This window comes from Cupriavidus sp. FW216-B1 (assembly GCF_058789195.1).
Genome location: NZ_JBYTEL010000001.1, coordinates 1,378,513 through 1,400,883, shown reverse-complemented (window position 1 = coordinate 1,400,883; position 22,371 = coordinate 1,378,513). Strand labels below are relative to the sequence as shown.

Below are 22,371 nucleotides of genomic sequence, written 5' to 3'. Positions count from 1 at the left end.
CTTCCGGACATGCCGGGCTGCCCGGCAGACCTATGTCGCGCCGCGCCGCCGGCGCCTAGATTGAAATCCGGCGAAAGACAGGGGGGGCGGCATGGCGCTATCGCAACGGGACCGGGTCGCGGCACCGGCCATCCGCGTGCTGGCGGCAAGCACGCTGGCCTTCACCGTGTGCTTCATGGTCTGGATGATGTTCGGCGTCATCGGCATCCCGATCCGCAAGACCCTCGGGCTGAACGCCACCGAGTTCGGCCTGCTGACCGCGGTGCCGGTGCTGACCGGCTCGCTGGTGCGCGTGCCGCTCGGCTTCATGACCGACCGCTTTGGCGGGCGCGTGGTCTTCTTCGTGCTGATGCTGGCCTGCGTGCCGCCGGTGTGGCTGATGTCCTACGCCACGCAGTACTGGCATTTCCTGCTGGCCGGATTGTTCGTCGGCCTGGCCGGCGGCTCGTTCTCGGTCGGCACGCCGTACGTCGCGCGCTGGTTCCCGAAAAGCCGGCAGGGTTTCGCGATGGGCGTGTTCGGCGCCGGCAACTCGGGCGCGGCGGTCAACAAGTTCATCGCGCCGGCGCTGGTGATGAGCTTCGGCTGGGCGATGGTGCCGCGCGCCTACGCGGCCATCCTGCTCGGCACGGCGCTGCTGTTCTGGCTGCTGAGCGCGCACGACCCGGCCCACGTCGCCGGCGGCGGCGCCTCCCTGCGGGAGCAGTTGCGCGCGCTGCGGGACCCGCGCGTGCTCAAGTATTGCCAGTATTACTCGATCGTCTTCGGCGGCTACGTCGCGCTGAGCCTGTGGATGGTGCAGTACTACGTGGGCGAGTACGGCCTGGGGCTGTCCGCCGCGGCGCTGCTGGCGGCCTGTTTCTCGCTGCCCGGCGGCGTCCTGCGCGCGGCGGGCGGCTGGCTCGCCGACCGCTACGGCGCGCACAGCGTGACGTGGTGGGTGCTGTGGGTGTGCTGGGTCTGCCTGTTCCTGCTGAGCTACCCGCGCACGGAATTCACGGTGGCCGCCGTGGACGGCGCCCGCAGCTTCCGGCTGGGCCTGAACGTCTATGCCTTCACCGCGCTGCTGGCGGTGCTGGGCATCGCCTTCGCGTTCGGCAAGGCGAGCGTGTTCAAGTACATCAGCGACGACTACCCGGACAACATCGGCGCCATCAGCGGCATCGTCGGCCTGGCCGGCGGGCTGGGCGGCTTCGTGTTGCCCATCCTGTTCGGCGTGCTGGTCGATGTCACCGGGGTGCGCTCGAGCGCCTTCATGCTGATGTACGGCGTGGTGTGGGTATCCCTGATCTGGATGTACTTCACCGAGGTGCGCCGCACCGAGATGATGGGCCCGCACGGCGCGCGCGCGGGCATGGCGGCGCGGCCCTGAGCGCGCCAGGAGACGGCAATGATCCGAACCGCAGCAGACACCCCGAAGCCCGCCGGCGGCGGCCGCGTGCTGACCATCTGGACGCCCGAGGACCGGGCCTTCTGGGAGCGCGAGGGCGAGGCGATCGCCAAGCTGAACCTGTGGATCTCGGTGCCGGCGCTGTTCCTGGCGTTCGCGATCTGGCAGTTGTGGAGCGTGGTGGCGGTCAACCTGCCGCAGCTCGGCTTCCGCTACTCGACCAACCAGCTGTTCTGGCTGGCGGCCGCGCCCGCGCTGTCGGGCGCCACGCTGCGCATCTTCTATTCCTTCATGGTGCCGCTGTTCGGCGGGCGCCGCTGGACCGCGATCTCCACCGCGTCGCTGCTGGTGCCCGCCATCGGCATCGGCATCGCGGTGCAGGACCCGTCCACCAGCTACCCGACCATGCTGCTGCTGGCGCTGCTGTGCGGGCTGGGCGGCGGCAACTTCAGCTCCAGCATGGCCAACATCAGCTTCTTCTTTCCCAAGGAGCACAAGGGCTCGGCGCTCGGCGTGAACGCGGGGCTGGGAAACCTCGGCGTCTCGGTGGTGCAGTTCCTGAGCCCGCTGGTGGTGACGGTGGGCATCCTCGGCATCTTCGGCGGCGACCCGCAGACCATCGTCGGCAAGAGCGGCCAGGCCAGCCAGGTGTGGGCGCAGAACGCCGCCTACATCTGGATTCCGTGGATCGCGCTGGCCTCGCTGGCGGCATGGTTCTTCATGAACGACATCGCCGACGCGCGCGCGTCGTTCGCCGCGCAGGCGGCCATCTTCCGGCGCAAGCACAACTGGCTGATGTGCGTGCTCTACCTCGGCACCTTCGGCTCGTTCATCGGCTTCGCGGCGGGCTTTCCGCTGCTGATCAAGAGCCAGTTCCCCGACATCAACCCGCTGGCCTACGCGTGGCTGGGGCCGCTGCTCGGCGCGCTGATCCGCCCGGTGGGCGGCTGGCTGGCCGACCGGCTCGGCGGCGCCTCGGTGACGCTGTGGAACTTCGCCGTGATGGCGCTGGCGGTGGTGGGGGTGCTGTATTTCCTGCCCAAGGGCGCGGGCGGCTACGCGCTCGCCGCCGGTCCGGCGCAGGGCAGCTTCACCGGCTTCTTCCTGATGTTCCTGGTGCTGTTCCTGACCACCGGCATCGGCAACGGCTCGACCTTCCGCATGATCCCGGTGATCTTCCTCAACCAGAAGCTGCGCGAGGTGGACGGCGCCGGCGAGGAGGCGCAGGCCCGCGCCATCAAGGAAGGCAATACCGAAGGGGCGGCGGCGCTGGGCTTCGCCGGGGCGCTGGGCGCCTACGGCGGCTTCTTCATCCCCAAGAGCTACGGCACCGCCATCGCCGCGACCGGCGGGCCGGAGGCGGCGCTGTGGGTGTTCGTCGTGTTCTACCTGCTGTGCGTGGCGATCACCTGGTGGTACTACGGGCGCCGCGGCGCCGAGATGCCGTGCTGAGCACGCGCGTGATCCGCACAACCGAGACCGGAGCCCCGCCATGAGCCATTTCCTCGACCGCCTGACCTATTTCAGCCAGACGCGCGAGCGTTTCTCCGACGGCCACGGCCAGACCACCGGCGAGGACCGCACCTGGGAGGACGCCTACCGCAACCGCTGGCAGCACGACAAGATCGTGCGCTCCACCCACGGCACCAACTGCACCGGCTCGTGCTCGTGGAAGATCTACGTCAAGGGCGGCATCGTGACCTGGGAGACCCAGCAGACCGACTACCCGCGCACGCGCGCCGACCTGCCCAACCACGAGCCGCGCGGCTGCGCGCGCGGCGCGAGCTATTCCTGGTACCTGTACAGCGCCAACCGCGTCAAGTACCCGATGGTGCGCGGGCGGCTGCTCAAGCACTGGCGCGCCGCGCGCGCGGTGGCCAGCAGCGCGGTGGACGCCTGGGCCGCCGTGGTCGAGGACGACGCGGCCCGCCGCGAATACCAGCAGCAGCGCGGCCTGGGCGGCTTCGTGCGCAGCACCTGGGACGAGGTCAACGAGCTGATCGCCGCGGCCAACGTGTACACCATCCAGCGGCACGGCCCGGACCGCGTGATCGGCTTCTCGCCGATCCCGGCCATGAGCATGGTCAGCTACGCCGCGGGCAGCCGCTACCTGAGCCTGATCGGCGGAGTCAGCATGAGCTTCTACGACTGGTACTGCGACCTGCCGCCGGCCAGCCCGCAGACCTGGGGCGAGCAGACCGATGTGCCGGAGAGCGCCGACTGGTACAACGCCACCTTCCTGATCGCCTGGGGCTCCAACGTGCCGCAGACGCGCACGCCGGACGCGCATTTCTTCACCGAGGTGCGCTACAAGGGCGCCAAGGTGGTGGCGGTGACGCCGGACTACGCCGAGGTCTCCAAGCTGGCCGACCTGTGGCTGCACCCGAAGCAGGGCACCGACGCGGCGCTGGCGATGGCGATGGGCCACGTCATCCTCAAGGAGTTCTATTTCGCGCGGCGCAGCGCCTACTTCGACGACTACGCGCGCCGCTACACGGACCTGCCCATGCTGGTCGCGCTCAAGGCGCGCACGCTGCCCGGCGGCGGCACGATCCTGGTGCCGGACCGCTACGTGCGCGCGAGCGACTTCGCCGACGGCCTGGCGCAGCAGAACCATCCCGAATGGAAGACGGTCGGCTTCGACGACCAGGGCCGGGTCGCGCTGCCGCACGGCTCGATCGGCTTTCGCTGGGGCCCGGACGGCAGGCCCGACGCCGGCCGCTGGAACCTGGAGGACAAGGAAGCGCGCCACGGCGAGGCGGCCAGGCTCAAGCTGTCGGTGCTGGAGGACGGCGCGCAGCCGCACGAGGTCGTCGACGTGGGCTTTCCGTATTTCGGCGGCATCGACACGCCCAACTTCACCGCCAGCAAGACCGCCGGCGACGTGATCGCGCGGCGCGTGCCGGCGGTGCGGCTGGCATTGCGCGAGGATGGCGGGCAGGAAGGCGCGCAGGAAGGCGGACAGGACCGCGCGCAGGGCGGGACGCTGGTGGCCACGGTGTTCGACCTGCTGGCGGCCAACTACGGCGTGGCGCGCGGGCTGCCGGGCGAGCAGCCGGGCACGGCCGCCACCGGCGGCTACGACGACGATGCGCCCTACACCCCGGCCTGGCAGGAGCGCATCACCGGCGTGCCGCGCCAGCAGGTCATCGCGGTGGCGCGGCAGTTCGCCGAGAACGCCGACAAGACCCGCGGCAAGTCGATGGTCATCATCGGCGCGGCCATGAACCACTGGTATCACTGCGACATGAACTACCGCGGCATCATCAACATGCTGATGCTGTGCGGCTGCATCGGCCAGAGCGGCGGCGGCTGGGCGCACTACGTGGGCCAGGAAAAGCTGCGCCCGCAGACCGGCTGGACCGCGCTGGCGTTCGCGCTGGACTGGATCCGCCCGCCGCGCCAGATGAACTCCACCAGCTTCTTCTACGCCCACACGGACCAGTGGCGCTACGAGAAGCTCGGCGTGGGCGAGATCCTCTCGCCGCTGGCCGACCCGGCCCGCCACGGCGGCTCGATGATCGACTACAACGTGCGCGCCGAGCGCATGGGCTGGCTGCCGTCGGCGCCGCAGCTGCAGACCAATCCGCTGCAGGTGCACCGCGACGCGCAGCAGCGCGGGCTGGACACGCGCGACTACGTGGTCCAGTCGCTCAAGGACGGCACGCTGAAGATGAGCTGCGAGGACCCCGACCACCCGGCCAACTGGCCGCGCAACATGTTCGTGTGGCGCTCCAACCTGCTGGGCTCGTCCGGCAAGGGGCACGAATATTTCCTCAAGCACCTGCTCGGCACCAGCCACGGCGTGCAGGGCCGCGACCTGGGGCCCGACCATGCCCATCCCGAGGAAGTGCGCTGGCACGAGCAGGCGCCCGAGGGCAAGCTGGACCTGCTGGTCACGCTCGACTTCCGCATGAGCACCACCTGCATGTACTCCGACGTGGTGCTGCCGACCGCCACCTGGTACGAGAAGAACGACCTCAACACCAGCGACATGCACCCGTTCATCCATCCGCTTTCCACCGCGGTCGACCCGGCCTGGCAGGCGCGCAGCGACTGGGAGATCTACAAGGGCCTGGCCCGGGTCTTCAGCGAGGTCTGCGCGGGCCACCTCGGCGTGGAGAAGGACGTGATGCTCACCCCGCTCATGCACGACACGCCCGCCGAACTGGCGCAGCCGTTCGGCGTGCATGACTGGAAGAAGGGCGAATGCGAGCTGCTGCCCGGCCAGACCGCGCCGCAGATCAGCGTGGTGGAGCGCGACTATCCCAACACCTACCGGCGCTTCACCGCGCTGGGGCCGCTGATGACCCGCATCGGCAACGGCGGCAAGGGCATCGGCTGGAACACGGAAAGCGAGGTGCGGGCGCTGGGCGAGCTCAACGGCACGGTCGACGAGCCCGGCGCCACGCAGGGCCTGCCGCGCATCGACACCGACATCGACGCCGCCGAGGTGGTGATGATGCTGGCGCCCGAGACCAACGGCCACGTCGCGGTCAAGGCGTGGGAGGCGCTGGGCCGCATCACCGGGCGCGAGCATGCGCACCTGGCGCTGCACCGCGAGGACGAGAAGATCCGCTTCCGCGACATCCAGGCGCAGCCGCGCAAGATCATCTCGTCGCCGACCTGGAGCGGGCTGGAGAGCGAGAAGGTGAGCTACAACGCGGGCTACACCAACGTGCACGAGCTGATCCCGTGGCGCACGCTGAGCGGGCGCCAGCAGTTCTACCAGGACCATCCGTGGATGCGCGATTTCGGCGAGGGGTTCGTCAGCTACCGGCCGCCGATCAACCTCAAGAACGTCGACGAGATGCGCGGCCGAAAGCCCAACGGCCACCCGGAGATCGCGCTGAACTTCATCACCCCGCACCAGAAGTGGGGCATCCACTCGACCTACACCGACAACCTGATCATGCTCACGCTCAACCGCGGCGGGCCGGTGGTCTGGCTGTCCGAGGACGACGCGGTGCGCGCCGGCATCGTCGACAACGACTGGGTCGAGCTGTTCAACGCCAACGGCGCCATCGCCGCGCGCGCGGTGGTGAGCCAGCGCGTCAAGCCCGGCATGGTGATGATGTACCACGCGCAGGAGAAGATCATCAACACGCCCGGCTCGGAGATCACCGGGCTGCGCGGCGGCATCCACAACTCGGTCACGCGCGTGGTGCTCAAGCCGACCCACATGATCGGCGGCTACGCGCAGTACAGCTACGGCTTCAACTACTACGGGACCATCGGCACCAACCGCGACGAGTTCGTGCTGGTGCGCAAGATGGACCGCGTCGACTGGCTCGACGAGCCCGCCCGCGCCGGCGCCCCCGGCATCGCCTGAGAACGAGGAGAGCGACGATGAAAGTCCGCGCCCAGATCGGCATGGTCCTCAACCTGGACAAATGCATCGGCTGCCATACCTGCTCCGTGACCTGCAAGAACGTCTGGACCAACCGCTCCGGCATGGAGTATGCGTGGTTCAACAACGTGGAGACCAAGCCCGGCATCGGCTATCCCAAGGAATGGGAGGACCAGGCGCGCTGGAACGGCGGCTGGGTGCGCAAGGCGGACGGCAGCATCGAGCCGCGCCAGGGCGGCAGGTGGAAGCTGCTGATGCGCATCTTCTCCAATCCCAACCTGCCGCAGATCGACGACTACTACGAGCCCTTCACCTTCGACTACGACCACCTGCAGTCGGCGCCCGAATCCGTCACGGCGCCGACCGCGCGGCCGCGCAGCCTGATCACCGGCAAGCGCATGGAGAAGATCGAGTGGGGGCCGAACTGGGAGGAGATCCTCGGCGGCGAGTTCGCCAAGCGCTCGAAGGACCGCAACTTCGACGACATCCAGAAGGAGATCTACGGGCAGTTCGAGAACACCTTCATGATGTACCTGCCGCGCCTGTGCGAGCACTGCCTGAACCCGGCCTGCGTGGCGTCCTGCCCGTCGGGGTCGATCTACAAGCGGGAAGAGGACGGCATCGTGCTGATCGACCAGGACAAGTGCCGCGGCTGGCGCATGTGCGTGTCCGGCTGCCCGTACAAGAAGATCTACTACAACTGGCAGAGCGGCAAGGCCGAGAAATGCATCTTCTGCTATCCGCGCATCGAGGCCGGCCAGCCCACGGTGTGCTCGGAGACCTGCGTGGGCCGCATCCGCTATCTCGGCGTGCTGCTCTACGACGCGGACCGCATCGAGGCGGCGGCCAGCGTGGAGCACGACCGCGATCTCTACGAGGCGCAGCTCGACATCTTCCTCGACCCGGACGACCCCGAGGTCATCGAGCAGGCGCGCGCGGACGGCGTGCCCGAGTCGTGGATGGAGGGCGCGCGCCGCAGCCCGGTCTACCGCATGGCGGTGGACTGGAAGGTCGCGCTGCCGCTGCACCCGGAGTACCGCACGCTGCCGATGGTCTGGTACGTGCCGCCGCTGTCGCCGATCACGGCCGCGGCCAACGCGGGCGAGGTCGGCATCAACGGCGAGATTCCCGACGTGAAGCAGCTGCGCATCCCGGTCAAGTACCTCGCCAACCTGCTCACCGCGGGCGACACCACGCCGGTGGTGCGCGCGCTCGAGCGGCTGCTGGCCATGCGCGCGTACCAGCGCGACAAGCACGTGGAGGGGCGCCAGAACCTGGCGGCGCTGCAGCAGGCCGGGCTGAGCGTGGCGCAGGTCGAGCAGATGTACCAGGTGATGGCCATCGCCAACTACGAGGACCGCTTCGTCATTCCCACGGCGCACCGCGAGTACGCCGAGGACGCCTTCGACCTGCGCGGCGGCTGCGGCTTCTCGTTCGGCAACGGCTGCTCGGACGGCACCAGCGAGACCAGCCTGTTCGGCGGCAAGAAGCGGCGCACCATTCCGATCAAGGCAACCCTGTAGGAGACGCGGCCATGAGACCATTCGATGCGCGGATCTGCTTGGCGCTGGCGCGCCTGCTGGCCTACCCCGGGGACGAGCTGCGCGCGTCGCTGGCGCCGCTGCGCGACTGCATCGCGCACAGCCGCGCGCTCGGCGACGACGGGCGCGACGGCCTGCTGGCGCTGGTGGACGGCATGCGCCAGCGCGACCCCTACGAGCTGGAAGCGGGCTACGTCGACACCTTCGACCGCGGCCGCGCCACCGCGCTGCACCTGTTCGAGCACGTGCACGGCGATTCGCGCGAGCGCGGCCAGGCGCTGGTGGACCTGCTGCGGATGTACGAGGCCGCCGGCCTGGCGCTGGGCCCGGGCGAGCTGCCCGACTACCTGCCGGTGGTGCTGGAGTTCGCCGCCACCCAGCCCGCGCCCACCGCGCGCGCGTTCCTGGCCGAGATGGCGCACATCCTCAACGCCGTGCACGCCGCGCTGGCGCAGCGCCACAGCCCGTACCGGGCGGCCATCGCCGCCGTGCTGGAGCTGGCCGGCGAGCGCGTCGAGCCGGTGCGGCTGCCGCCCGAGGAGCCGCTCGACGAAGCCTGGGCCGAGCCGCCCGCCTTCGACGGCTGCGCCACGCGCGGCCAGGACAAGCCCGGCGCGCCGCAGCCCATCCATTTCGTCCGCCGCGACGGACCCGCCACCGGAGCGCGATCATGACTGCCGCCCTCGACACCTTCTTCTTCAGCCTGTATCCGTACATCTGCCTGGCCGTGTTCCTGGTCGGCAGCCTGATCCGCTTCGACCGCGACCAGTACACGTGGAAAAGCGATTCCTCGCAGATGCTGCGCGCCGGGCAACTGCGCTGGGCCAGCAACCTGTTCCACGTCGGCGTGCTGTTCCTGTTCTTCGGGCACCTGTTCGGCATGCTCACGCCGCACGCGGTCTACGGCCATTTCATCAGCGCCGGCGCCAAGCAGCTGCTGGCGATGGTGTCCGGCGGCGTGGCCGGCGTGCTCGGCTTCGTCGGCGTGAGCCTGCTGCTGCATCGCCGCCTGGGCGACGCGCGCATCCGCGCCACCTCGCGGCCCGGCGACATCGCCATCCTCTGGCTGCTGTGGGTGCAGCTGGCGCTGGGGCTGGGCACCATACCGCTGTCCGGCCAGCACCTGGACGGCAGCATGATGCTGGTGCTGGCCGAATGGGCGCAGCGCGTCGTGACGCTGCGCGGCGGCACGGCGGAACTGATGCAGGGCGTGGGCTGGGTGTTCAAGCTCCACATGGTGCTGGGCATGACGGTGTTCCTGGTCTTTCCCTTCACCCGGCTGGTCCATGTCTGGAGCGGCTTCGCCTCGGTGGCCTATCTGTTCCGCCCCTATCAGGTGGTGCGCAGCCGGCGCCTGAACCTGCCGGCCGGACAGGAACGCGGCACCCGGCGCGCGCAGCCCGGGCAATCGCATTGAGGAGCGCGCCATGACCGGGCACACATCCACGGCATTCGTCCCCGTCGCCCCCGTCGCGTCGGTGAACGGCCAGGCCCTGCACGCGCGCGGCGAAGCGCTCGCGCCCGAGACGCTGCGCCAGCGCGCCTGCACCGAACTGCTGTGCCAGGCGGCCCGGCGCGCCGGGCTGCTCGATGCGGCCGACGCCGGCACCGTCGACGGCGTGGTCAGCGAGGCGGCCAGCGCCGCGATCGAGGGCCTGCTGGAAACCGCCCTGCAGGTGCCCGAGCCCGGCGAGGAAGCGTGCCGGCGCCACCACGCCGCCAACCCCGCCGCCTACAGCCGCGGCGAGCGCGTGCTGGCGCGCCACATCCTGTTCGCGGTGACGCCCGGCATGGACGTCAACGCGCTGCGCCAGCGCGCCGAGCGCATGCTGGTGGAAGTGCGCTGCCACGCGGACCCGGAACTGGCCGGCGAGTACTTCGCCAAGGCCGCCGGCGAGTTCTCGAACTGCCCGAGCGGCGCCGAGGGCGGCGAGCTGGGCTGGCTGGAAGCGGGCGACTGCGCGCCGGAGTTCGCGCGCGAGCTGTTCGGGCACCAGGAAGTGGGCGTGCTGCCGCGGCTGGTGCACAGCCGCTTCGGCCTGCACGTGGTGGAAGTGCGCGCGCGCGAGCGCGGCGAGGCACAGCCGTTCGAGGCGGTGCGCGCCGCGGTGGCGCTGCGGATGCGCCAGCAGGCCTACGTCACGGCGCTGCGCCAGTACCTGCGGCTGCTGGCGGGCCAGGCCGTGATCGAAGGGGTCGATCTCGACGCGGCCGACACACCGCTCGTGCAATAGGGCATCCGGGTCGTCCTCAACCGCCGCTCCTCAGCCACCGCTCCTCAGCCGCCGATATAGGACATCTCGATCTTGCTGTCGGCGCGCGCGTGCCGCACGGCGGGGTCGCCGCGCTGCTCGGAGTAATGGTCGGTGCGGGCCTGCCAGACCCGCGCGATAGCGTTGGCGATCTCCAGGTCGCTGTGCGGGCCGCGCAGCAGCGCGCGCAGGTCGTGGCCCTCGGTGGCGAACAGGCACAGGTAGAGCTTGCCTTCGGTCGACAGCCGGATGCGGCTGCAGTCGCCGCAGAACGCGCGCGTCACGCTGGAGATCACGCCGATCTCGCCGGCGCCGTCGCGGTAGCGCCAGCGCTCGGCGGTCTCGCCGCTGTAGTTGGCGGCCACGGCGTCGAGCGGGAAGGCTTCGTGGATGCGGCCCACCACCTCGGCCGAGGGCAGCACCTCGTCCATGCGCCAGTGGTTGCTGGCGCCCACGTCCATGAACTCGATGAAGCGCACGATGATGCCGCTGCCGCGGAAATGCGCCGCCATCGGCACGATCTCGGCGTCGTTGGTGCCGCGCTTGACCACCATGTTGACCTTGATCGGCGCCAGGCCGGCGGCCTGGGCGGTCTCGATGCCGTCGAGCACGTCGGCCACGGCGAAGTCGACGTCGTTCATGCGGCGGAAGGTGGCGTCGTCGATGGCGTCCAGGCTCACGCTCACGCGGGTCAGGCCGGCGTCGCGCAGGGCGCGGGCCTTGCGCGCGAGCAGGGAGGCGTTGGTGGTGAGGGTGAGGTCGAGCGGCTTGCCGGCGGGGGTCTCGATGCGGGCGAGCATCTCGACGAGTTTCTCGATGTTCTTGCGCAGCAGCGGCTCGCCGCCGGTCAAGCGGATCTTCTCGACGCCATGCGCGACGAAGAGGCGGGCGGCGCGCTCGATTTCCTCGAAGCTGAGCAGCGCGGAGTGGGGCAGGAAGGTGTAGTCCTTGTCGAAGACTTCCTTGGGCATGCAGTAGACGCAGCGGAAGTTGCAGCGGTCGGTGACGGAGATGCGCAGGTCGTGCAGCGGCCTGCCGCGGGTGTCGGCAACCAGTCCCGAGGGCGCGGCGAGCACGTCCGGGATGACGGGCATCATCGAACGGTAGCGATGGTCGCGCAGGTCGAAGATGGGGATGACGGTTTCGGTCATGGCCGGGTCAGCCGGGCGTGGTCAGCCCGCGCTCGACCGCGTAGACCGCGATCTGGACGCGGCTGGTCAGGTTGAGCTTCTTGAGGATGTTCTGCACGTGGATCTTGACCGTGCTTTCCGCCACGCCCAGCTCGCGCGCGATCTCCTTGTTGCTTTCGCCGCGCGCCAGGCCGCGCACGATCTCGTGCTCGCGCGAGGTCAGGCGGGCCTTGTCGCCGGCGCTGGCCGCCGCCGCGGGCTGCGGGGCGGGCGCGCGGAACTGCGCGACCAGCTTTTCCGTCATGCCGGGCGAGATCACCGCCTCGCCGGCCGCGGCGCGGCGGATGGCGCTGGTCAGGGTCTCCGCCTCGATGTTCTTGAGCAGGTAGCCCTGCGCGCCGCTGCGCAGCGCCGCGGCCAGCTCCTCGGCTTCCTCGGACACGGTGAGCATGACCACGGCGCAGCCGGGCAGGTCCTCCACCAGGAATTTCAGGGTTTCGAGCCCGGACAGGCCCGGCATGTTCAGGTCCAGCAGGATCACGTCGGGCCGGTGCTGCTTGGCCCGCTTGACGCCTTCCACGCCGTCGGCCGCTTCGTCGACGATCTCGAAATCGGTCTGGCGCGCGAGCAGCGCGCGCACGCCCGAGCGGAACAGGGTGTGGTCGTCTATCAGGAGGATGCGGATGGTCATGGTATTCACTCAAGAGGTTGGGCCGGGCCCTGGCGCGGCAGCACGAGCTCCACGCGCGTGCCGGTGCCCGGCGCGGCCACGATGCGCAGGCTGGCGGCCAGCCGCGCGGCGCGCTCGCGCATGATGTGCAGGCCCACGTGGGCCTGGTCGTCGCCGGCCGGCGTCATGGGGTCGAAGCCCTCGCCGTCGTCTTCCACCACCATGCTGAACGCGCGGCCGTTGCGCACGATCACGCTGGCGTGGGCGGCGCGCGCGTGCTTGCGGATATTGGAAAGGGCTTCCTGCAGGATGAACAGCACCTGCAACTGCTGCTCCGGCTGCAGGGGCGGCCCGCCCTGGGCGTCGTTGAACACCAGCGCCAGCTCGGTGCTGCTCTGGCGCCGGAAGCGCGCCACCGTGTCTTCCACCGCCTGCCGCAGCTCGCCGTGCCCGAGCTTGCTGCGGAAGTTGAGCAGGAGCTCGCGCACGTCCTGGTAGCTTTCCTCGACGCCGCAGCGCAGCAGCGGCACCAGCGCGCGGGTCTCGTCCACGTCGCCGCGCGCGACCGCGTCCTGCAGCAGCTGCACCTGCAGGTTCAGGTAGTTCAGGCCCTGGGCGATGCTGTCGTGCAGGCCCTGCGCGACGAGGTTGCGCTCCTCCACCACCGCGAGCTGGCGCGCGGTCTCCGACAGGTGCAGGTGGTCGAGCGCCACGCCGATGTGCTGCCCGAACGTCTCCAGCAGGCGCACGTCGGAGGCGGGCAGCTGCAGCGGATGGCGGAAGTGGAGGGAGAACGTGCCGAGCACCGCGCGCTGGGTCTCGATGCGGAACACGGCCAGCCCCGGCAGGCCCTCGCCGGCGCAGCGAAAGCGCGTGCCGGGCGTGAACTGGCGGGCGGACAGCGCCGCGCCCTTGCCGAGGTCCTCGATCAGCACCACCGATTCGCTCGCGGCCTCGCCGCAGAAGCACGCATCCGCCTGCATGCAGTGCTCGGCCTCCTCGAGCTCCGCGGAGAGGCCGGCCGACACCAGCAGGTGGAGCTGGTTGTGCTCGGCGTCGATCATGCGCACGCTGCCGCCGTCGGCGTCGAACTGCTTCATCACGCGCTGCAGGAAACCGCGGCAGAGTGCCTCGGCGCCGTTCGGCATGTTGAGGAAGGCGGCCATGTCGTAGAGCGCGGTGAGGTCGCGGTTGTGCCGCGCCAGCTCCGCGGTCTTCTGCGACACGCGCGCCTCCAGGTCCTGGTACAGCCCCTGCAGTTCGGCGGCCATCCGGTTGAAGCCGCCGGCCAGCATGCCGAACTCGTCGCGCGTCTCCACCGGCAGGCGCAGCGAGAACTCGCGCGCGGCCATGCGCTGCAGGCCGTCCTGCAGGCGCAGCACCGGCAGGATGATCCAGATGTAGAGCAGGTAGATGACGGCCACCGTGCCCATGCACGCCATCGCCGCCAGCCCGGCCTGCGACAGCCGCAGCAGGGTGGTCTTGGTGGTGTTTTCCTGCTCGATCATGTTGACCAGCAGGTTGATCTGGTCGACGAAGGAGGACAGCGCGGGCAGGTAGGCGCTGGCCTGTCCCGGCGCGGCGCCCAGGTCGGCGAGGGCGTCGGGCTTGATGCGGCGGTTCCAGTCGAGCGTGACCCGCTCGAGCTGCGCGTGGATGGCCGGCGCGCTGGGCAGGAACAGCGGGCGCGCCGGGTCGCCGTGGTGCAGGCGCGCCAGGGTGTCGTCCATGCCGCCGATCTCGGCGTCGAGGCGATGGTTTTCGCCGGCGCGCGCCCTGGCCAGCTCGATGGCGACGCGGTTGGCGCGCATGCGCAGGCTGCCGGCGTCGTTGATGGCGGCACCCGCGCCTTCGAGCTGCCAGGACAGCCACAGCGTGCCGGAAATCATGGTCAGCACGATCAGCAGCGCGCCCAGCGAGAGCGAGACGATGCGCGTCGACAGGCGGTGGCGCAGGCCCGGCATGGCGGGTTCGCCGGACGGCGCGGGGATGGGCGGCTCCACGGCGGGAGCGAAGGAATCGGGGGGCGTGCGGTCTACCATGTGGCGGCCCCGGGCGGGTGGTTTGCGATATGGAATAGGGATGGGCGCAGTCGGGGCTAGTCGCATTTTGACGGCTGGAACGGGTGGCGATTTGCGCCAGATCAAGAACGCATGCGTGCGCGGTGATGGCTGTCCGACTTTGTGAAAATATCACACAGTGACATAAATTTTTCGTGCCCGGAGTGTGCCAGAATCCGGCCAGGAAGGCACGGGAGTGCGGTCCGCGTCCCACGCGAAGAGCGGCCGCCCGGCCGGCATCTGGCATCGCGCAAAGGCAATCCGGAGAGGAAACCATGCTGAATCAGTTCACCAGCCCGCTGCACTGGCACGGGCTCGGCGCCGCCGCCGGCGCGGACCACGCGCCCGAGGCCGCCCGCCTCGCGCGGCTGCCGCTGTTCCGCGGCCTCGAGCCGGCCCTGCTGGACGAGCTCGCGCTGGCCGCGCGCTCGTGCCGCCTGCCCAAGGGCGGCGTGCTGTTCGGGCGCGGCGAGCCGTGCAAGGGCCTGCATATCGTGGCGGAGGGCATGGTCAAGCTCGCTTTGCCGGTGATGCCCGGGCGCGAGAAGGCCATCGAGGTGTTCGGCCCCGGCGCGGTGTTCGGCGAGGCGGTGATGTTCCTCGACGCGCCCTATCTGGTGGAATGCCGGGCGCTGGCGCGCAGCGCCGTGATCCGCATCGACACCGCCGCCATGCAGCGCGCGATCGCGCGCGCGCCCGAGCTGTCGGCGCGCCTGCTCAGGAACCTGTCGGCGCGGCTGGTCACGCTGATGCGGGACATCGAGGGGGTGAGCCTGCGCTGCGCGCTGCAGCGGGTCGCGGAGTTCCTGCTGCAGCAGGCGGGCGAAAGCGGGCGGACCTGGCTGGCGTGCACGCAGCGCGTGATCGCGTCCAAGCTGGGGCTGTCGCCGGAGACGCTGTCGCGCGCGATGCGCACGCTGGCCGGCGAGCGGCTGCTGCGGCTCGAGCGCGGCAAGATCCATCTGCTGGACGTGGACGGGCTGCGCCTGCGTTCCCGCGCGGCGGGGTGACGCCTGCCGGCGTGGGCGGCGCCGTTGGGTGCCGTCCGGTGCTATCGGGCGCTGTGCGGCGCTATTCGCCCGGCGGGCAGGCCATCGCCTTGAAGCCCGCGTCGACGTAGGTCACCTGCCCGGTCATGCCGCTGGCGAGGTCCGACAGCAGGAAGGCCGCCACGTTGCCGACTTCGCCGATGTCCACGTTGCGGCGCAGGGCGGCGGTCCGCTCCACATACTCCAGGATCAGCCCGAAGTCCTTGATGCCGGCCGCGGCCAGCGTGCGGATCGGCCCCGCGGAGATGGCGTTGACGCGCGTGCCGCGCGCGCCGAGCGCGGCGGCGAGATAGCGCACGCTGGCTTCCAGCGACGCCTTTGCCGGCCCCATCACGTTGTAGTGCGGCATCGCGCGCTGCGCGCCGATGTACGACAGGGTCAGCAGCGAGGCCCGCGGCGACAGCAGCGGCAGCGCGGCCTTGGCCAGCGCGGGAAAGCTGTACGCGGAGATGTCGTGCGCGATGCGGAAGCTCTCGCGCGAGAGGCCGTCGAGGAAGCCGCCCGAGATCGCCTCGCGCGGGGCGAAGCCGATGGCGTGCACCAGCCCGTCCAGCGTGCCCCAGCGCGCGGCCAGCGCCGCCAGCATGCCGTCGATCGCGGCGTCGCTGGCGACGTCGCATTCGAACACCAGCTCGCTGCCGAACTCGCCGGCGATGTCCTGGATGCGCTGCCGGAACCGTTCGCCGGCGTAGGAAAAGGCCAGCTCGGCGCCTTCGCGCCGGCAGGCCGCGGCAATGCCGTAGGCGATCGAGCGGGGCGACAGCACGCCGGTGACGAGGATGCGCTTGTTGTCGAGGAATCCCATGATGCTCCTGGTGCGCGGGGCCGGCATGCGGTGCGCCGGCACCCGGATGGATGAACTGGCCGGGCCGCTACAGGGCCTGGCCGGCCGGCGCCGCCGGCATGGCGGGCGCGGCGGGCGCGGTAAAGCCGGCGGGCATTTCGCCGGTGAGCAGGTAGCGCATCAGCTCGCGCACCGGGCGGATGGCGTCGCCGAACGGCAGCGCGCCCCTGCCGCGGAAGAACAGGCCGCGCTCCACGTCGCCGCGCATGGCCTGGGCCAGCTTGAGGTCGATGCAGAACTGGCCGATGCGGCCGATGCCGTCGCGCAGGCCGCACGCCTGCAGGCAATCGAAGCCCTCCAGGCAGTCGCGCACCTTGGCGCGGGTGCGCAGCGCGGTTTCGCGCGACAGGTAGCGCTTGAGCCACGGCGTCAGCACGGCGCGCGCCGGCAGGCCCGCCACGCTGGTGAATTCGCACAACTGATCGGGGCGGGCGCCGGCCAGCACCGCCTTGAAGTCCGGGTGCGCGTCGCCTTCCTCGGTGACGGCGAAGGCCGTGCCCAGCTGCACCGCGGCGGCGCCCTCGCCGAGCCAGTGGCGCACCTTGGCGTGGCTGTTGATCCCGCCCGCGAGGATCAGCGGCACGCTGCCCCAGGCCAGGCCCAGCGTGGCGAACAGCTCGCGGCAGTCGGCCAGCACGCGCGCGAAGGAAAAGCGCGGCTCGCCGAGATCCTCGATGCGCGCGGCGCCCAGGTGGCCGCCGGCGTGGGCCGGATGCTCGACGACGATGGCGTCCGGCAGCCGGTTCTTCTTCATCCACTTGCGCAGCACCAGGCCGATGCCGCGCGCGTCCGACAGGATGGGGATCAGCGCGATGTCCGGGCGGCTGGCCGCGAGTTCGGGCAGGTCGAGCGGCAGGCCCGCGCCCATCACGATGGCGTCGGCGCCGCTCTCGCAGGCCTGCCGGACCAGCGCGGCGTGCGAGCCGACCGCCTTCATGACGTTGACCGCGATCGCGCCGCGCCCGCCCGCGAGCCGCCGCGCGCCCTGGATCTCGCGGTCGAGCGCGACCAGGTTGGCGGCCTCGATGCGGGACTTGTCGCGCGACCGGGCGGTGTCGGCCAGCAGGTCGGGATGATGGTGGCGCAGGTCGATGCTGGCGATGGTGCCCATGCCGTTCTGGCTCGCCACGGCACCGGCCAGCCGGTGCGCGGAGACGCCGATGCCCATGCCGCCCTGTACCACCGGGACCAGCCTGCGGCCCGCCAGCTTCAGCCAATGCTCTTGCATATCGCCCTCGGTAAGACTTCCCGCCCGCCGGCGGCGGTGCCGCGCGGCGCGGGAAGACACCAAGGGTTGCATGGACGCGCCGCCGGGTTTTTGCGCTGGATCAATTGGCGGGCCGCGCGCTACCAATGGCCTATGCCGCCTGGCGGATGGCCGTCAAGCCCGCGCGCGCGCCGCGGCACAGGCTCTTGCTCCCGGACAATTGGCCGGGCGCCGCATTTGGCTAGGATCATGGCTCACAGGCGCGCGCGGGGCCCTGACGACCATCGCGGGCCTTCGCGGACCATCGCGCCCGCGCGCGCCGCGAACCTCATCGAGCAGATCCATGACACCAGACACACCAGGTACTTCAGGCCCGGGCCGCCGCCCGCAACTGGTCGCGCCCGCCGGCTCGCTGGCGGCGCTGCGCGCGGCCCTGCAGCACGGCGCCGACGCCGTCTACCTCGGCCTGCGCGACGCCACCAACGCGCGCAACTTCGGCGGGCTGAACTTCACCGAGGCCGACATCCGGGCCGGCGTGGCGGAGGCCCACGCGCGCGGCGCGGAAGTCCTGTTCGCCATCAACACCTTCGCCCAGATGGGCGCGGTGGCCAACTGGCACCGCGCCATCGACGCCGCCGCCGAACTCGGCGCGGACGCCGTCATCATGGCCGATCCCGGCCTCATGGGTTATGCCCGCGAGCGCCATCCGCAGCTGCGCCTGCACCTGTCGGTGCAGGGCTCGGCCACGCACGCCGACGCCATCGAGCTGATGCGCAGGCGCTTCGGCATCCACCGCGTGGTGCTGCCGCGCGTGCTGTCGCTGGCGCAGATCGGCAAGCTGGCGCGGCAGACCGACGCGGAGCTGGAGGTGTTCGGCTTCGGCAGCCTGTGCGTGATGGCCGAGGGCCGCTGCCTGCTGTCGTCCTACGCGACCGGCGACTCGCCCAATAACAAGGGGGTGTGCTCGCCCGCGCACGCGGTGCGCTGGGAGGAGCGCGAGGGCACCATGCACGCGCGGCTGTCGGGCATCCTGATCGACAGCTACGCGCCGGGCGAGCCCGCCGGCTACCCGACCCTGTGCAAGGGGCGCTTCGAGGTGGAGGGCGAGCGCGGCTACGTGCTGGAGGAGCCGACCAGCCTCAACGCGCTGTCGCTGCTGCCGGCGCTGATCGGCATGGGCATCGCCGCGATCAAGATCGAAGGCCGCCAGCGCAGCCCGCGCTACGTCGGCGACGTGGTCGGCGTGCTGCGCGCCGCCATCGACGCCGCCTGCGCCGATCCGGCCCGCTTCGCCGCGCGCCAGGAATGGCAGGGCGTGCTCGGCCGCCACGCCGAGGGCGACCAGGTGACGCAGGGCGCCTACGACCGGCCGTGGCGCTGACGCCGGCCGGGTTTCCCGCGCCGCGCCTCTTCTGACTTTCTTCTGAACCTCTTTCTTCCGGAACCGGACTACCCATGAATCCATCGATGATCGAGCCCGCGGCGCCCAGCTTCGGCATCGCGCTCGGCCCGCTGCTGTACTACTGGCCGCGCTCCAAGGTCATGCAGTTCTATGCCGACGTCGCCGACACGGCGGTCGGGCGCGTCTACCTGGGCGAGACCGTCTGCACGCGCCGCCACGAGCTGCGCCACGCCCACTGGCTGGAGATCGCGCGGATGCTGCGCGACGCCGGCAAGGAGGTGGTGCTGTCGACGCCCGTGCTGGTCGAGTCCGACAGCGACATCGCCTGCATGCAGCGCGTCTGCGAGCAGGACGAATACCTGGTCGAGGCCAACGACCTGGGCGCGGTCAACCGCATGCAGGGGCGGCCCTTCGTCGGCGGTCCGCATCTGAACGCCTACCACGCGGACACGCTGGCGTGGCTGGGCGGGCTCGGCGCCGTGGCCTGCGTGCCGCCGCTGGAAATGGACCGCACCGCGCTGGCCGCGCTGGCGGCCGCGCGCCCGGCCGGCATGGGGCTGGAAGTGCTGGTGTGGGGGCGTATGCCGCTGGCGTTCTCGGCGCGCTGCTTCACCGCGCGCCATCACCGCCTGCGCAAGGACAACTGCGAGTTCCGCTGCCTGGACTACCCGGACGGGCTGGTGGCCTCGACCGGCGAGGGCCAGCCGTTCTTCACGCTCAACGGGGTGCAGATCCAGTCCGCCAGCTGCCTCGACCTGTGCGCCGAGGTGCCGGCGATGGCGGCGATGGGCATCGACTTCGTGCGCGTCAGCCCGCATGCCAGCGCCACGCTGGACGTGGTGGCGGCGCTGGCGGCGCTGCGCGCGGGGGAGGCTGCCGTGGCCGGCACCGGCCACTGGCCGGCGGGCGCCGCGCCCAGCAATGGCTACTGGGACGGCAAGGCCGGCATTACCTGGCAGGAGGCGCGCGCATGATCGCCCCGAAAGCCCTCCTGGCGCGCCTGCACCGCGCGCTGCCGGCGCCGGCGCAGTCCCTGCCCGCGGTGGCGGCGCTCGAACTCGCGCGGCGGCGCGGCTGGCTGCGGCCGCCGGCCGCGCTCGACGGCCACGGCTTCCTGCTGGCGGTGGACGATCTCGGCCTGCAGATACGGTTCCGCTGCGTGGACGGCCGCTTTGCCGCGGGCCCGTTCGACGGCAGCGCGCCGGCGCTGACCTTGCGCGCCAACGCCGCGGACTACCTGCGCCTGCTGGGCGGGGAGGCCGATACCGACACGCTGTTCTTCCAGCGGCGCCTGTCCATCGGCGGCGATACCGCGCTCGGGCTGGAGGTCAAGTATTGGCTCGACACGGTGGACCGGCCGGAATGGCTGGCCGGGCTGGCCCGGCATCTTGCGCCGGGCGCGGTGGCGTCGCAGCCGGGCCGCTGACGCGGGCCTTGCCGCGCGCCCCGCTGCGGGCGCGCGCGGCGGTCGGCGGTCGCTAGGCCGGGCGCTGCTCGCGCATCGCGCCGGCCTCGGCCGGCGGCGCATCCGCGGGCGCCGCGAGCGACGACAACGCCGACGTCACCGCCTGCCACGCCGCGTCCGCTTCCGTTTCGGTGCATTCGCCGTGCTGGCGCTTGGTGGCGCCCAGGCGGTTGAGCACGAGGTGCCGGTCCGGCGCGACGCCGGCGCCGGCCAGGCAGGCTTTCACGCAGGCCAGCGGGCAGCCGTCCAGGGCCAGGATCGGGCGGCCCGAGCGCGCCACCCGGACCAGCGCGGCGACACCGCCGCCGACCCCGCTGATGCAGGACATCTCGGCCTGCCCGCCGCGGTCGAGCCGGATGGCAAAGGTGTTGGCGAGCTGCGCCACGCTGGAGCAGCCCGAGCAGGCGTAGACGAGGGGCAGCGTGGCGGTGTCGGCGTTGGGCATGGGAAACCTCCGGACGGGATGGGCGGGACGGCGGACGGCGATCAGGACGCGGCCGCCGGCGGACCGTGCCGCGCGCCGTTCGCGGGCGACGCATCGCGCGGCACCGCGGCGTCCAGGCCGCACAGCCCGAGGATGAAGCGCGCCACCTGGGCGGGCTGGCCGAGCGGCAGGCAGGGCAGGCCGGCGTCGAGCGGCGCGTCGCTGGCCACCGCGACGATGGACGGATCGCCGGGGTAGTACGGCGCGCGCCCGTGCGCGGGCCGGTAGACCTCCAGGCGCGGGATGTCCTCGCTGCGAAAGCCTTCCACCAGCGTCAGGTCGGCCGGCGCCAGCCGCGCCACCTGCTCGCGCAGGGTCGGCTCGGGCGCGCCGTCGAGTTCGTGCACGATGGCGAAACGGAACGGCGAGGCCACCAGCACCTCGCCGGCGCCGGCCTGGCGAAAGCGCGCGCTGTCCTTGCCCGGCGGCTCCAGCTCGAGCGGATGGTGGCTGTGCTTGATGACGTTGACGGTCAGGCCGTGAAGGCGGAACCAGGCGAGCATGGCCGTGATCAGCGTGGTCTTGCCGCTGCCCGAGGTGCCTGCGATGCCGATGATGGCGGGTTGCATGACTGCGCTCCCATGCGTGGTGTCCGCGCGGACCGCCGCTGCCGCCCGCGCGCGTTGGTGATGGTCTGGACGTTGTTTCAAGATGCAGCGAAGCGGTCCTGGCTGGACGCGCGGCCGCGGACGGTACAACCAGTACTTGCCGTGCCGCGCAACGACGCCAGGATCCTTTTGAAACGACTTCTTACTGGACCAGCGGTGTCGCGGCGCCGCCGAGGTCGATGCCCTCGATATGCGCGCCGCCGATGAGCAGGCTGGCGTACTGCTTCCAGGCGCGGTCGCGCGCCGCCGCGGCGAGCGCGCGCGCGATCGGCTGCCGCACCGCGTCGAACGGCAGCTGCACGCCGTCGCAGCGCGCGATCACCCGCACCACGTGCAGGCCGTGGCGGGTCTCGACCAGCCGCGGCAGCACGCCGGGCTGGCGCGCGGCGAAGATGGCGCGCTCGAACTCGGGCACGGTCTCGCCGCGCGACACGCGGCCCAGGCCGCCGCCGGCGCCGCCGCTGGGGCAGTTGGAGCGCGCCCTGGCCAGCCCGGCGAACGCCGCCGGATCGGCCAGCGCCTGCGCCAGCGTGGCCGCGGCGGTCTCGCGCAGCGCGTCGAGCGGCACGCGCGGCGTGACCTGGAACAGGATGTGCGCGGCATCGACCCACTCGCCGTCGCGGAAGCGCTCGTGGTGGCTGTCGTAGTGGCGGCGGCAACTGGCTTCGTCCGGCTCGGGCAGGCCGACCTCGCGCTCGAGCAGCGCCTGCGTCAGCGCCTCGTCGTCGCCGTGCAGCCCGAGCCGCTGCGCCTGCGCGCGCACCAGGTGGCGCAGCACCAGGGCCACCACCGCATGGCGGGCGGGCTCGCGCGTGCCGGCGTGGTGGGCCAGTTCGCGTTCGATGTCGGCGTCTTCCAGCTCGACGCCGTTGACCAGGATGGGCATGGTTTTCTCCTCTTGGGGCGGTGATCGGGGGCG

At 71.3% G+C, this 22,371-nt stretch carries 19 protein-coding genes; 11 read left to right on the top strand and 8 right to left on the bottom strand.

Annotation, left to right across the window (positions count from 1 at the left end):
- The first annotated feature begins 91 nt into the window (after positions 1 to 91).
- The 7 genes from AC3WXD_RS06105 to AC3WXD_RS06075 are packed head-to-tail and all read left to right on the top strand — an operon-like array spanning position 92 to position 10,515.
- Positions 92 to 1,372 carry an MFS transporter gene (locus tag AC3WXD_RS06105; protein WP_492323267.1) on the top strand — a complete coding sequence of 427 codons (1,281 nt, stop codon included), beginning with the start codon at positions 92 to 94 and terminating at the stop codon, positions 1,370 to 1,372.
- Between the two features lie 18 nt (positions 1,373 to 1,390).
- Entirely contained in the window at positions 1,391 to 2,842 is a 1,452-nt protein-coding gene (locus AC3WXD_RS06100) for a NarK family nitrate/nitrite MFS transporter (RefSeq protein WP_020206495.1), read from the top strand.
- 40 nt (positions 2,843 to 2,882) lie between these two features.
- Complete coding sequence (locus AC3WXD_RS06095; protein WP_492323266.1) at positions 2,883 to 6,722, top strand: nitrate reductase subunit alpha; 3,840 nt, start codon at positions 2,883 to 2,885, stop codon at positions 6,720 to 6,722.
- A gap of 17 nt (positions 6,723 to 6,739) precedes the next feature.
- Positions 6,740 to 8,263, top strand: a complete 1,524-nt coding sequence (gene narH, locus AC3WXD_RS06090; protein ID WP_454733546.1) for a nitrate reductase subunit beta — start codon at positions 6,740 to 6,742, stop codon at positions 8,261 to 8,263.
- Positions 8,264 to 8,274: 11 nt separating this feature from the next.
- Positions 8,275 to 8,955 carry a nitrate reductase molybdenum cofactor assembly chaperone gene (gene narJ, locus AC3WXD_RS06085; RefSeq protein WP_492323265.1) on the top strand — a complete coding sequence of 227 codons (681 nt, stop codon included), beginning with the start codon at positions 8,275 to 8,277 and terminating at the stop codon, positions 8,953 to 8,955.
- Positions 8,952 to 9,698 carry a respiratory nitrate reductase subunit gamma gene (narI, locus tag AC3WXD_RS06080; RefSeq protein ID WP_020206500.1) on the top strand — a complete coding sequence of 249 codons (747 nt, stop codon included), beginning with the start codon at positions 8,952 to 8,954 and terminating at the stop codon, positions 9,696 to 9,698. The genes narJ and narI overlap by 4 nt, the downstream gene beginning before the upstream one ends.
- Positions 9,699 to 9,708: 10 nt before the next feature.
- The gene (locus AC3WXD_RS06075) at positions 9,709 to 10,515 is read left to right on the top strand and encodes a peptidylprolyl isomerase (protein WP_492323264.1); all 807 of its coding nucleotides are present in this window, start codon (positions 9,709 to 9,711) and stop codon (positions 10,513 to 10,515) included.
- 44 nt (positions 10,516 to 10,559) lie between these two features.
- Here AC3WXD_RS06075 and moaA read toward each other — a convergent pair whose 3' ends face one another.
- From moaA to AC3WXD_RS06060, 3 genes are read right to left on the bottom strand one after another with little or no spacing between them, the layout of a single operon-like run.
- Positions 10,560 to 11,684: a GTP 3',8-cyclase MoaA gene (gene moaA, locus AC3WXD_RS06070; RefSeq protein ID WP_492323263.1), complete on the bottom strand. Its 1,125-nt coding sequence runs from the start codon at positions 11,682 to 11,684 to the stop codon at positions 10,560 to 10,562.
- 7 nt (positions 11,685 to 11,691) lie between these two features.
- Positions 11,692 to 12,354 (bottom strand): response regulator, encoded by a 663-nt coding sequence (locus AC3WXD_RS06065; RefSeq protein ID WP_059411393.1) that lies wholly within the window; start codon positions 12,352 to 12,354, stop codon positions 11,692 to 11,694.
- Positions 12,355 to 12,359: 5 nt separating this feature from the next.
- Positions 12,360 to 14,375, bottom strand: coding sequence for a type IV pili methyl-accepting chemotaxis transducer N-terminal domain-containing protein (locus AC3WXD_RS06060; RefSeq protein ID WP_370552797.1), 2,016 nt, complete (start codon positions 14,373 to 14,375; stop codon positions 12,360 to 12,362).
- A gap of 293 nt (positions 14,376 to 14,668) precedes the next feature.
- On the opposite strand from AC3WXD_RS06060, the gene AC3WXD_RS06055 reads away from it, so the two are divergent.
- Positions 14,669 to 15,403 (top strand): Crp/Fnr family transcriptional regulator, encoded by a 735-nt coding sequence (locus AC3WXD_RS06055; protein ID WP_020206265.1) that lies wholly within the window; start codon positions 14,669 to 14,671, stop codon positions 15,401 to 15,403.
- 61 nt (positions 15,404 to 15,464) lie between these two features.
- Here AC3WXD_RS06055 and fabI read toward each other — a convergent pair whose 3' ends face one another.
- Positions 15,465 to 16,247, bottom strand: coding sequence for an enoyl-ACP reductase FabI (gene fabI / locus AC3WXD_RS06050; RefSeq protein ID WP_020206264.1), 783 nt, complete (start codon positions 16,245 to 16,247; stop codon positions 15,465 to 15,467).
- A 67-nt stretch (positions 16,248 to 16,314) separates the two neighbouring features.
- Complete coding sequence (locus AC3WXD_RS06045) at positions 16,315 to 17,514, bottom strand: NAD(P)H-dependent flavin oxidoreductase (protein ID WP_020206263.1); 1,200 nt, start codon at positions 17,512 to 17,514, stop codon at positions 16,315 to 16,317.
- 322 nt (positions 17,515 to 17,836) lie between these two features.
- On the opposite strand from AC3WXD_RS06045, the gene ubiU reads away from it, so the two are divergent.
- The 3 genes from ubiU to ubiT all read left to right on the top strand — a co-directional run bounded on the left by ubiU (position 17,837) and on the right by ubiT (position 20,321).
- Positions 17,837 to 18,874: a ubiquinone anaerobic biosynthesis protein UbiU gene (gene ubiU / locus AC3WXD_RS06040; RefSeq protein WP_020206262.1), complete on the top strand. Its 1,038-nt coding sequence runs from the start codon at positions 17,837 to 17,839 to the stop codon at positions 18,872 to 18,874.
- Between the two features lie 74 nt (positions 18,875 to 18,948).
- Positions 18,949 to 19,869, top strand: coding sequence for a U32 family peptidase (locus tag AC3WXD_RS06035; RefSeq protein ID WP_155888359.1), 921 nt, complete (start codon positions 18,949 to 18,951; stop codon positions 19,867 to 19,869).
- Entirely contained in the window at positions 19,866 to 20,321 is a 456-nt protein-coding gene (ubiT, locus tag AC3WXD_RS06030) for a ubiquinone anaerobic biosynthesis accessory factor UbiT (protein WP_020206260.1), read from the top strand. The genes AC3WXD_RS06035 and ubiT overlap by 4 nt, the downstream gene beginning before the upstream one ends.
- Before the next feature lie 52 nt (positions 20,322 to 20,373).
- Here ubiT and AC3WXD_RS06025 read toward each other — a convergent pair whose 3' ends face one another.
- The 3 genes from AC3WXD_RS06025 to AC3WXD_RS06015 all read right to left on the bottom strand — a co-directional run bounded on the left by AC3WXD_RS06025 (position 20,374) and on the right by AC3WXD_RS06015 (position 22,338).
- Positions 20,374 to 20,805: a putative zinc-binding protein gene (locus AC3WXD_RS06025; protein ID WP_059411396.1), complete on the bottom strand. Its 432-nt coding sequence runs from the start codon at positions 20,803 to 20,805 to the stop codon at positions 20,374 to 20,376.
- Between the two features lie 41 nt (positions 20,806 to 20,846).
- Positions 20,847 to 21,413, bottom strand: a complete 567-nt coding sequence (gene mobB / locus AC3WXD_RS06020) for a molybdopterin-guanine dinucleotide biosynthesis protein B (protein WP_454733541.1) — start codon at positions 21,411 to 21,413, stop codon at positions 20,847 to 20,849.
- A 181-nt stretch (positions 21,414 to 21,594) separates the two neighbouring features.
- Entirely contained in the window at positions 21,595 to 22,338 is a 744-nt protein-coding gene (locus AC3WXD_RS06015) for a peptidylprolyl isomerase (protein ID WP_492323262.1), read from the bottom strand.
- Positions 22,339 to 22,371 lie beyond the last annotated feature (33 nt).

Bases quoted from the DNA above. Each gene is read 5' to 3' on its own strand.
- AC3WXD_RS06105 (WP_492323267.1), top strand. From the start codon at position 92: ATGGCGCTATCGCAACGGGACCGGGTCGCGGCACCGGCCATCCGCGTG.
- AC3WXD_RS06100 (WP_020206495.1), top strand. From the start codon at position 1,391: ATGATCCGAACCGCAGCAGACACCCCGAAGCCCGCCGGCGGCGGCCGC.
- AC3WXD_RS06095 (WP_492323266.1), top strand. From the start codon at position 2,883: ATGAGCCATTTCCTCGACCGCCTGACCTATTTCAGCCAGACGCGCGAG.
- narH (WP_454733546.1), top strand. From the start codon at position 6,740: ATGAAAGTCCGCGCCCAGATCGGCATGGTCCTCAACCTGGACAAATGC.
- narJ (WP_492323265.1), top strand. From the start codon at position 8,275: ATGAGACCATTCGATGCGCGGATCTGCTTGGCGCTGGCGCGCCTGCTG.
- narI (WP_020206500.1), top strand. From the start codon at position 8,952: ATGACTGCCGCCCTCGACACCTTCTTCTTCAGCCTGTATCCGTACATC.
- AC3WXD_RS06075 (WP_492323264.1), top strand. From the start codon at position 9,709: ATGACCGGGCACACATCCACGGCATTCGTCCCCGTCGCCCCCGTCGCG.
- moaA (WP_492323263.1), bottom strand. From the start codon at position 11,684: ATGACCGAAACCGTCATCCCCATCTTCGACCTGCGCGACCATCGCTAC.
- AC3WXD_RS06065 (WP_059411393.1), bottom strand. From the start codon at position 12,354: ATGACCATCCGCATCCTCCTGATAGACGACCACACCCTGTTCCGCTCG.
- AC3WXD_RS06060 (WP_370552797.1), bottom strand. From the start codon at position 14,375: ATGGTAGACCGCACGCCCCCCGATTCCTTCGCTCCCGCCGTGGAGCCG.
- AC3WXD_RS06055 (WP_020206265.1), top strand. From the start codon at position 14,669: ATGCTGAATCAGTTCACCAGCCCGCTGCACTGGCACGGGCTCGGCGCC.
- fabI (WP_020206264.1), bottom strand. From the start codon at position 16,247: ATGGGATTCCTCGACAACAAGCGCATCCTCGTCACCGGCGTGCTGTCG.
- AC3WXD_RS06045 (WP_020206263.1), bottom strand. From the start codon at position 17,514: ATGCAAGAGCATTGGCTGAAGCTGGCGGGCCGCAGGCTGGTCCCGGTG.
- ubiU (WP_020206262.1), top strand. From the start codon at position 17,837: ATGACACCAGACACACCAGGTACTTCAGGCCCGGGCCGCCGCCCGCAA.
- AC3WXD_RS06035 (WP_155888359.1), top strand. From the start codon at position 18,949: ATGAATCCATCGATGATCGAGCCCGCGGCGCCCAGCTTCGGCATCGCG.
- ubiT (WP_020206260.1), top strand. From the start codon at position 19,866: ATGATCGCCCCGAAAGCCCTCCTGGCGCGCCTGCACCGCGCGCTGCCG.
- AC3WXD_RS06025 (WP_059411396.1), bottom strand. From the start codon at position 20,805: ATGCCCAACGCCGACACCGCCACGCTGCCCCTCGTCTACGCCTGCTCG.
- mobB (WP_454733541.1), bottom strand. From the start codon at position 21,413: ATGCAACCCGCCATCATCGGCATCGCAGGCACCTCGGGCAGCGGCAAG.
- AC3WXD_RS06015 (WP_492323262.1), bottom strand. From the start codon at position 22,338: ATGCCCATCCTGGTCAACGGCGTCGAGCTGGAAGACGCCGACATCGAA.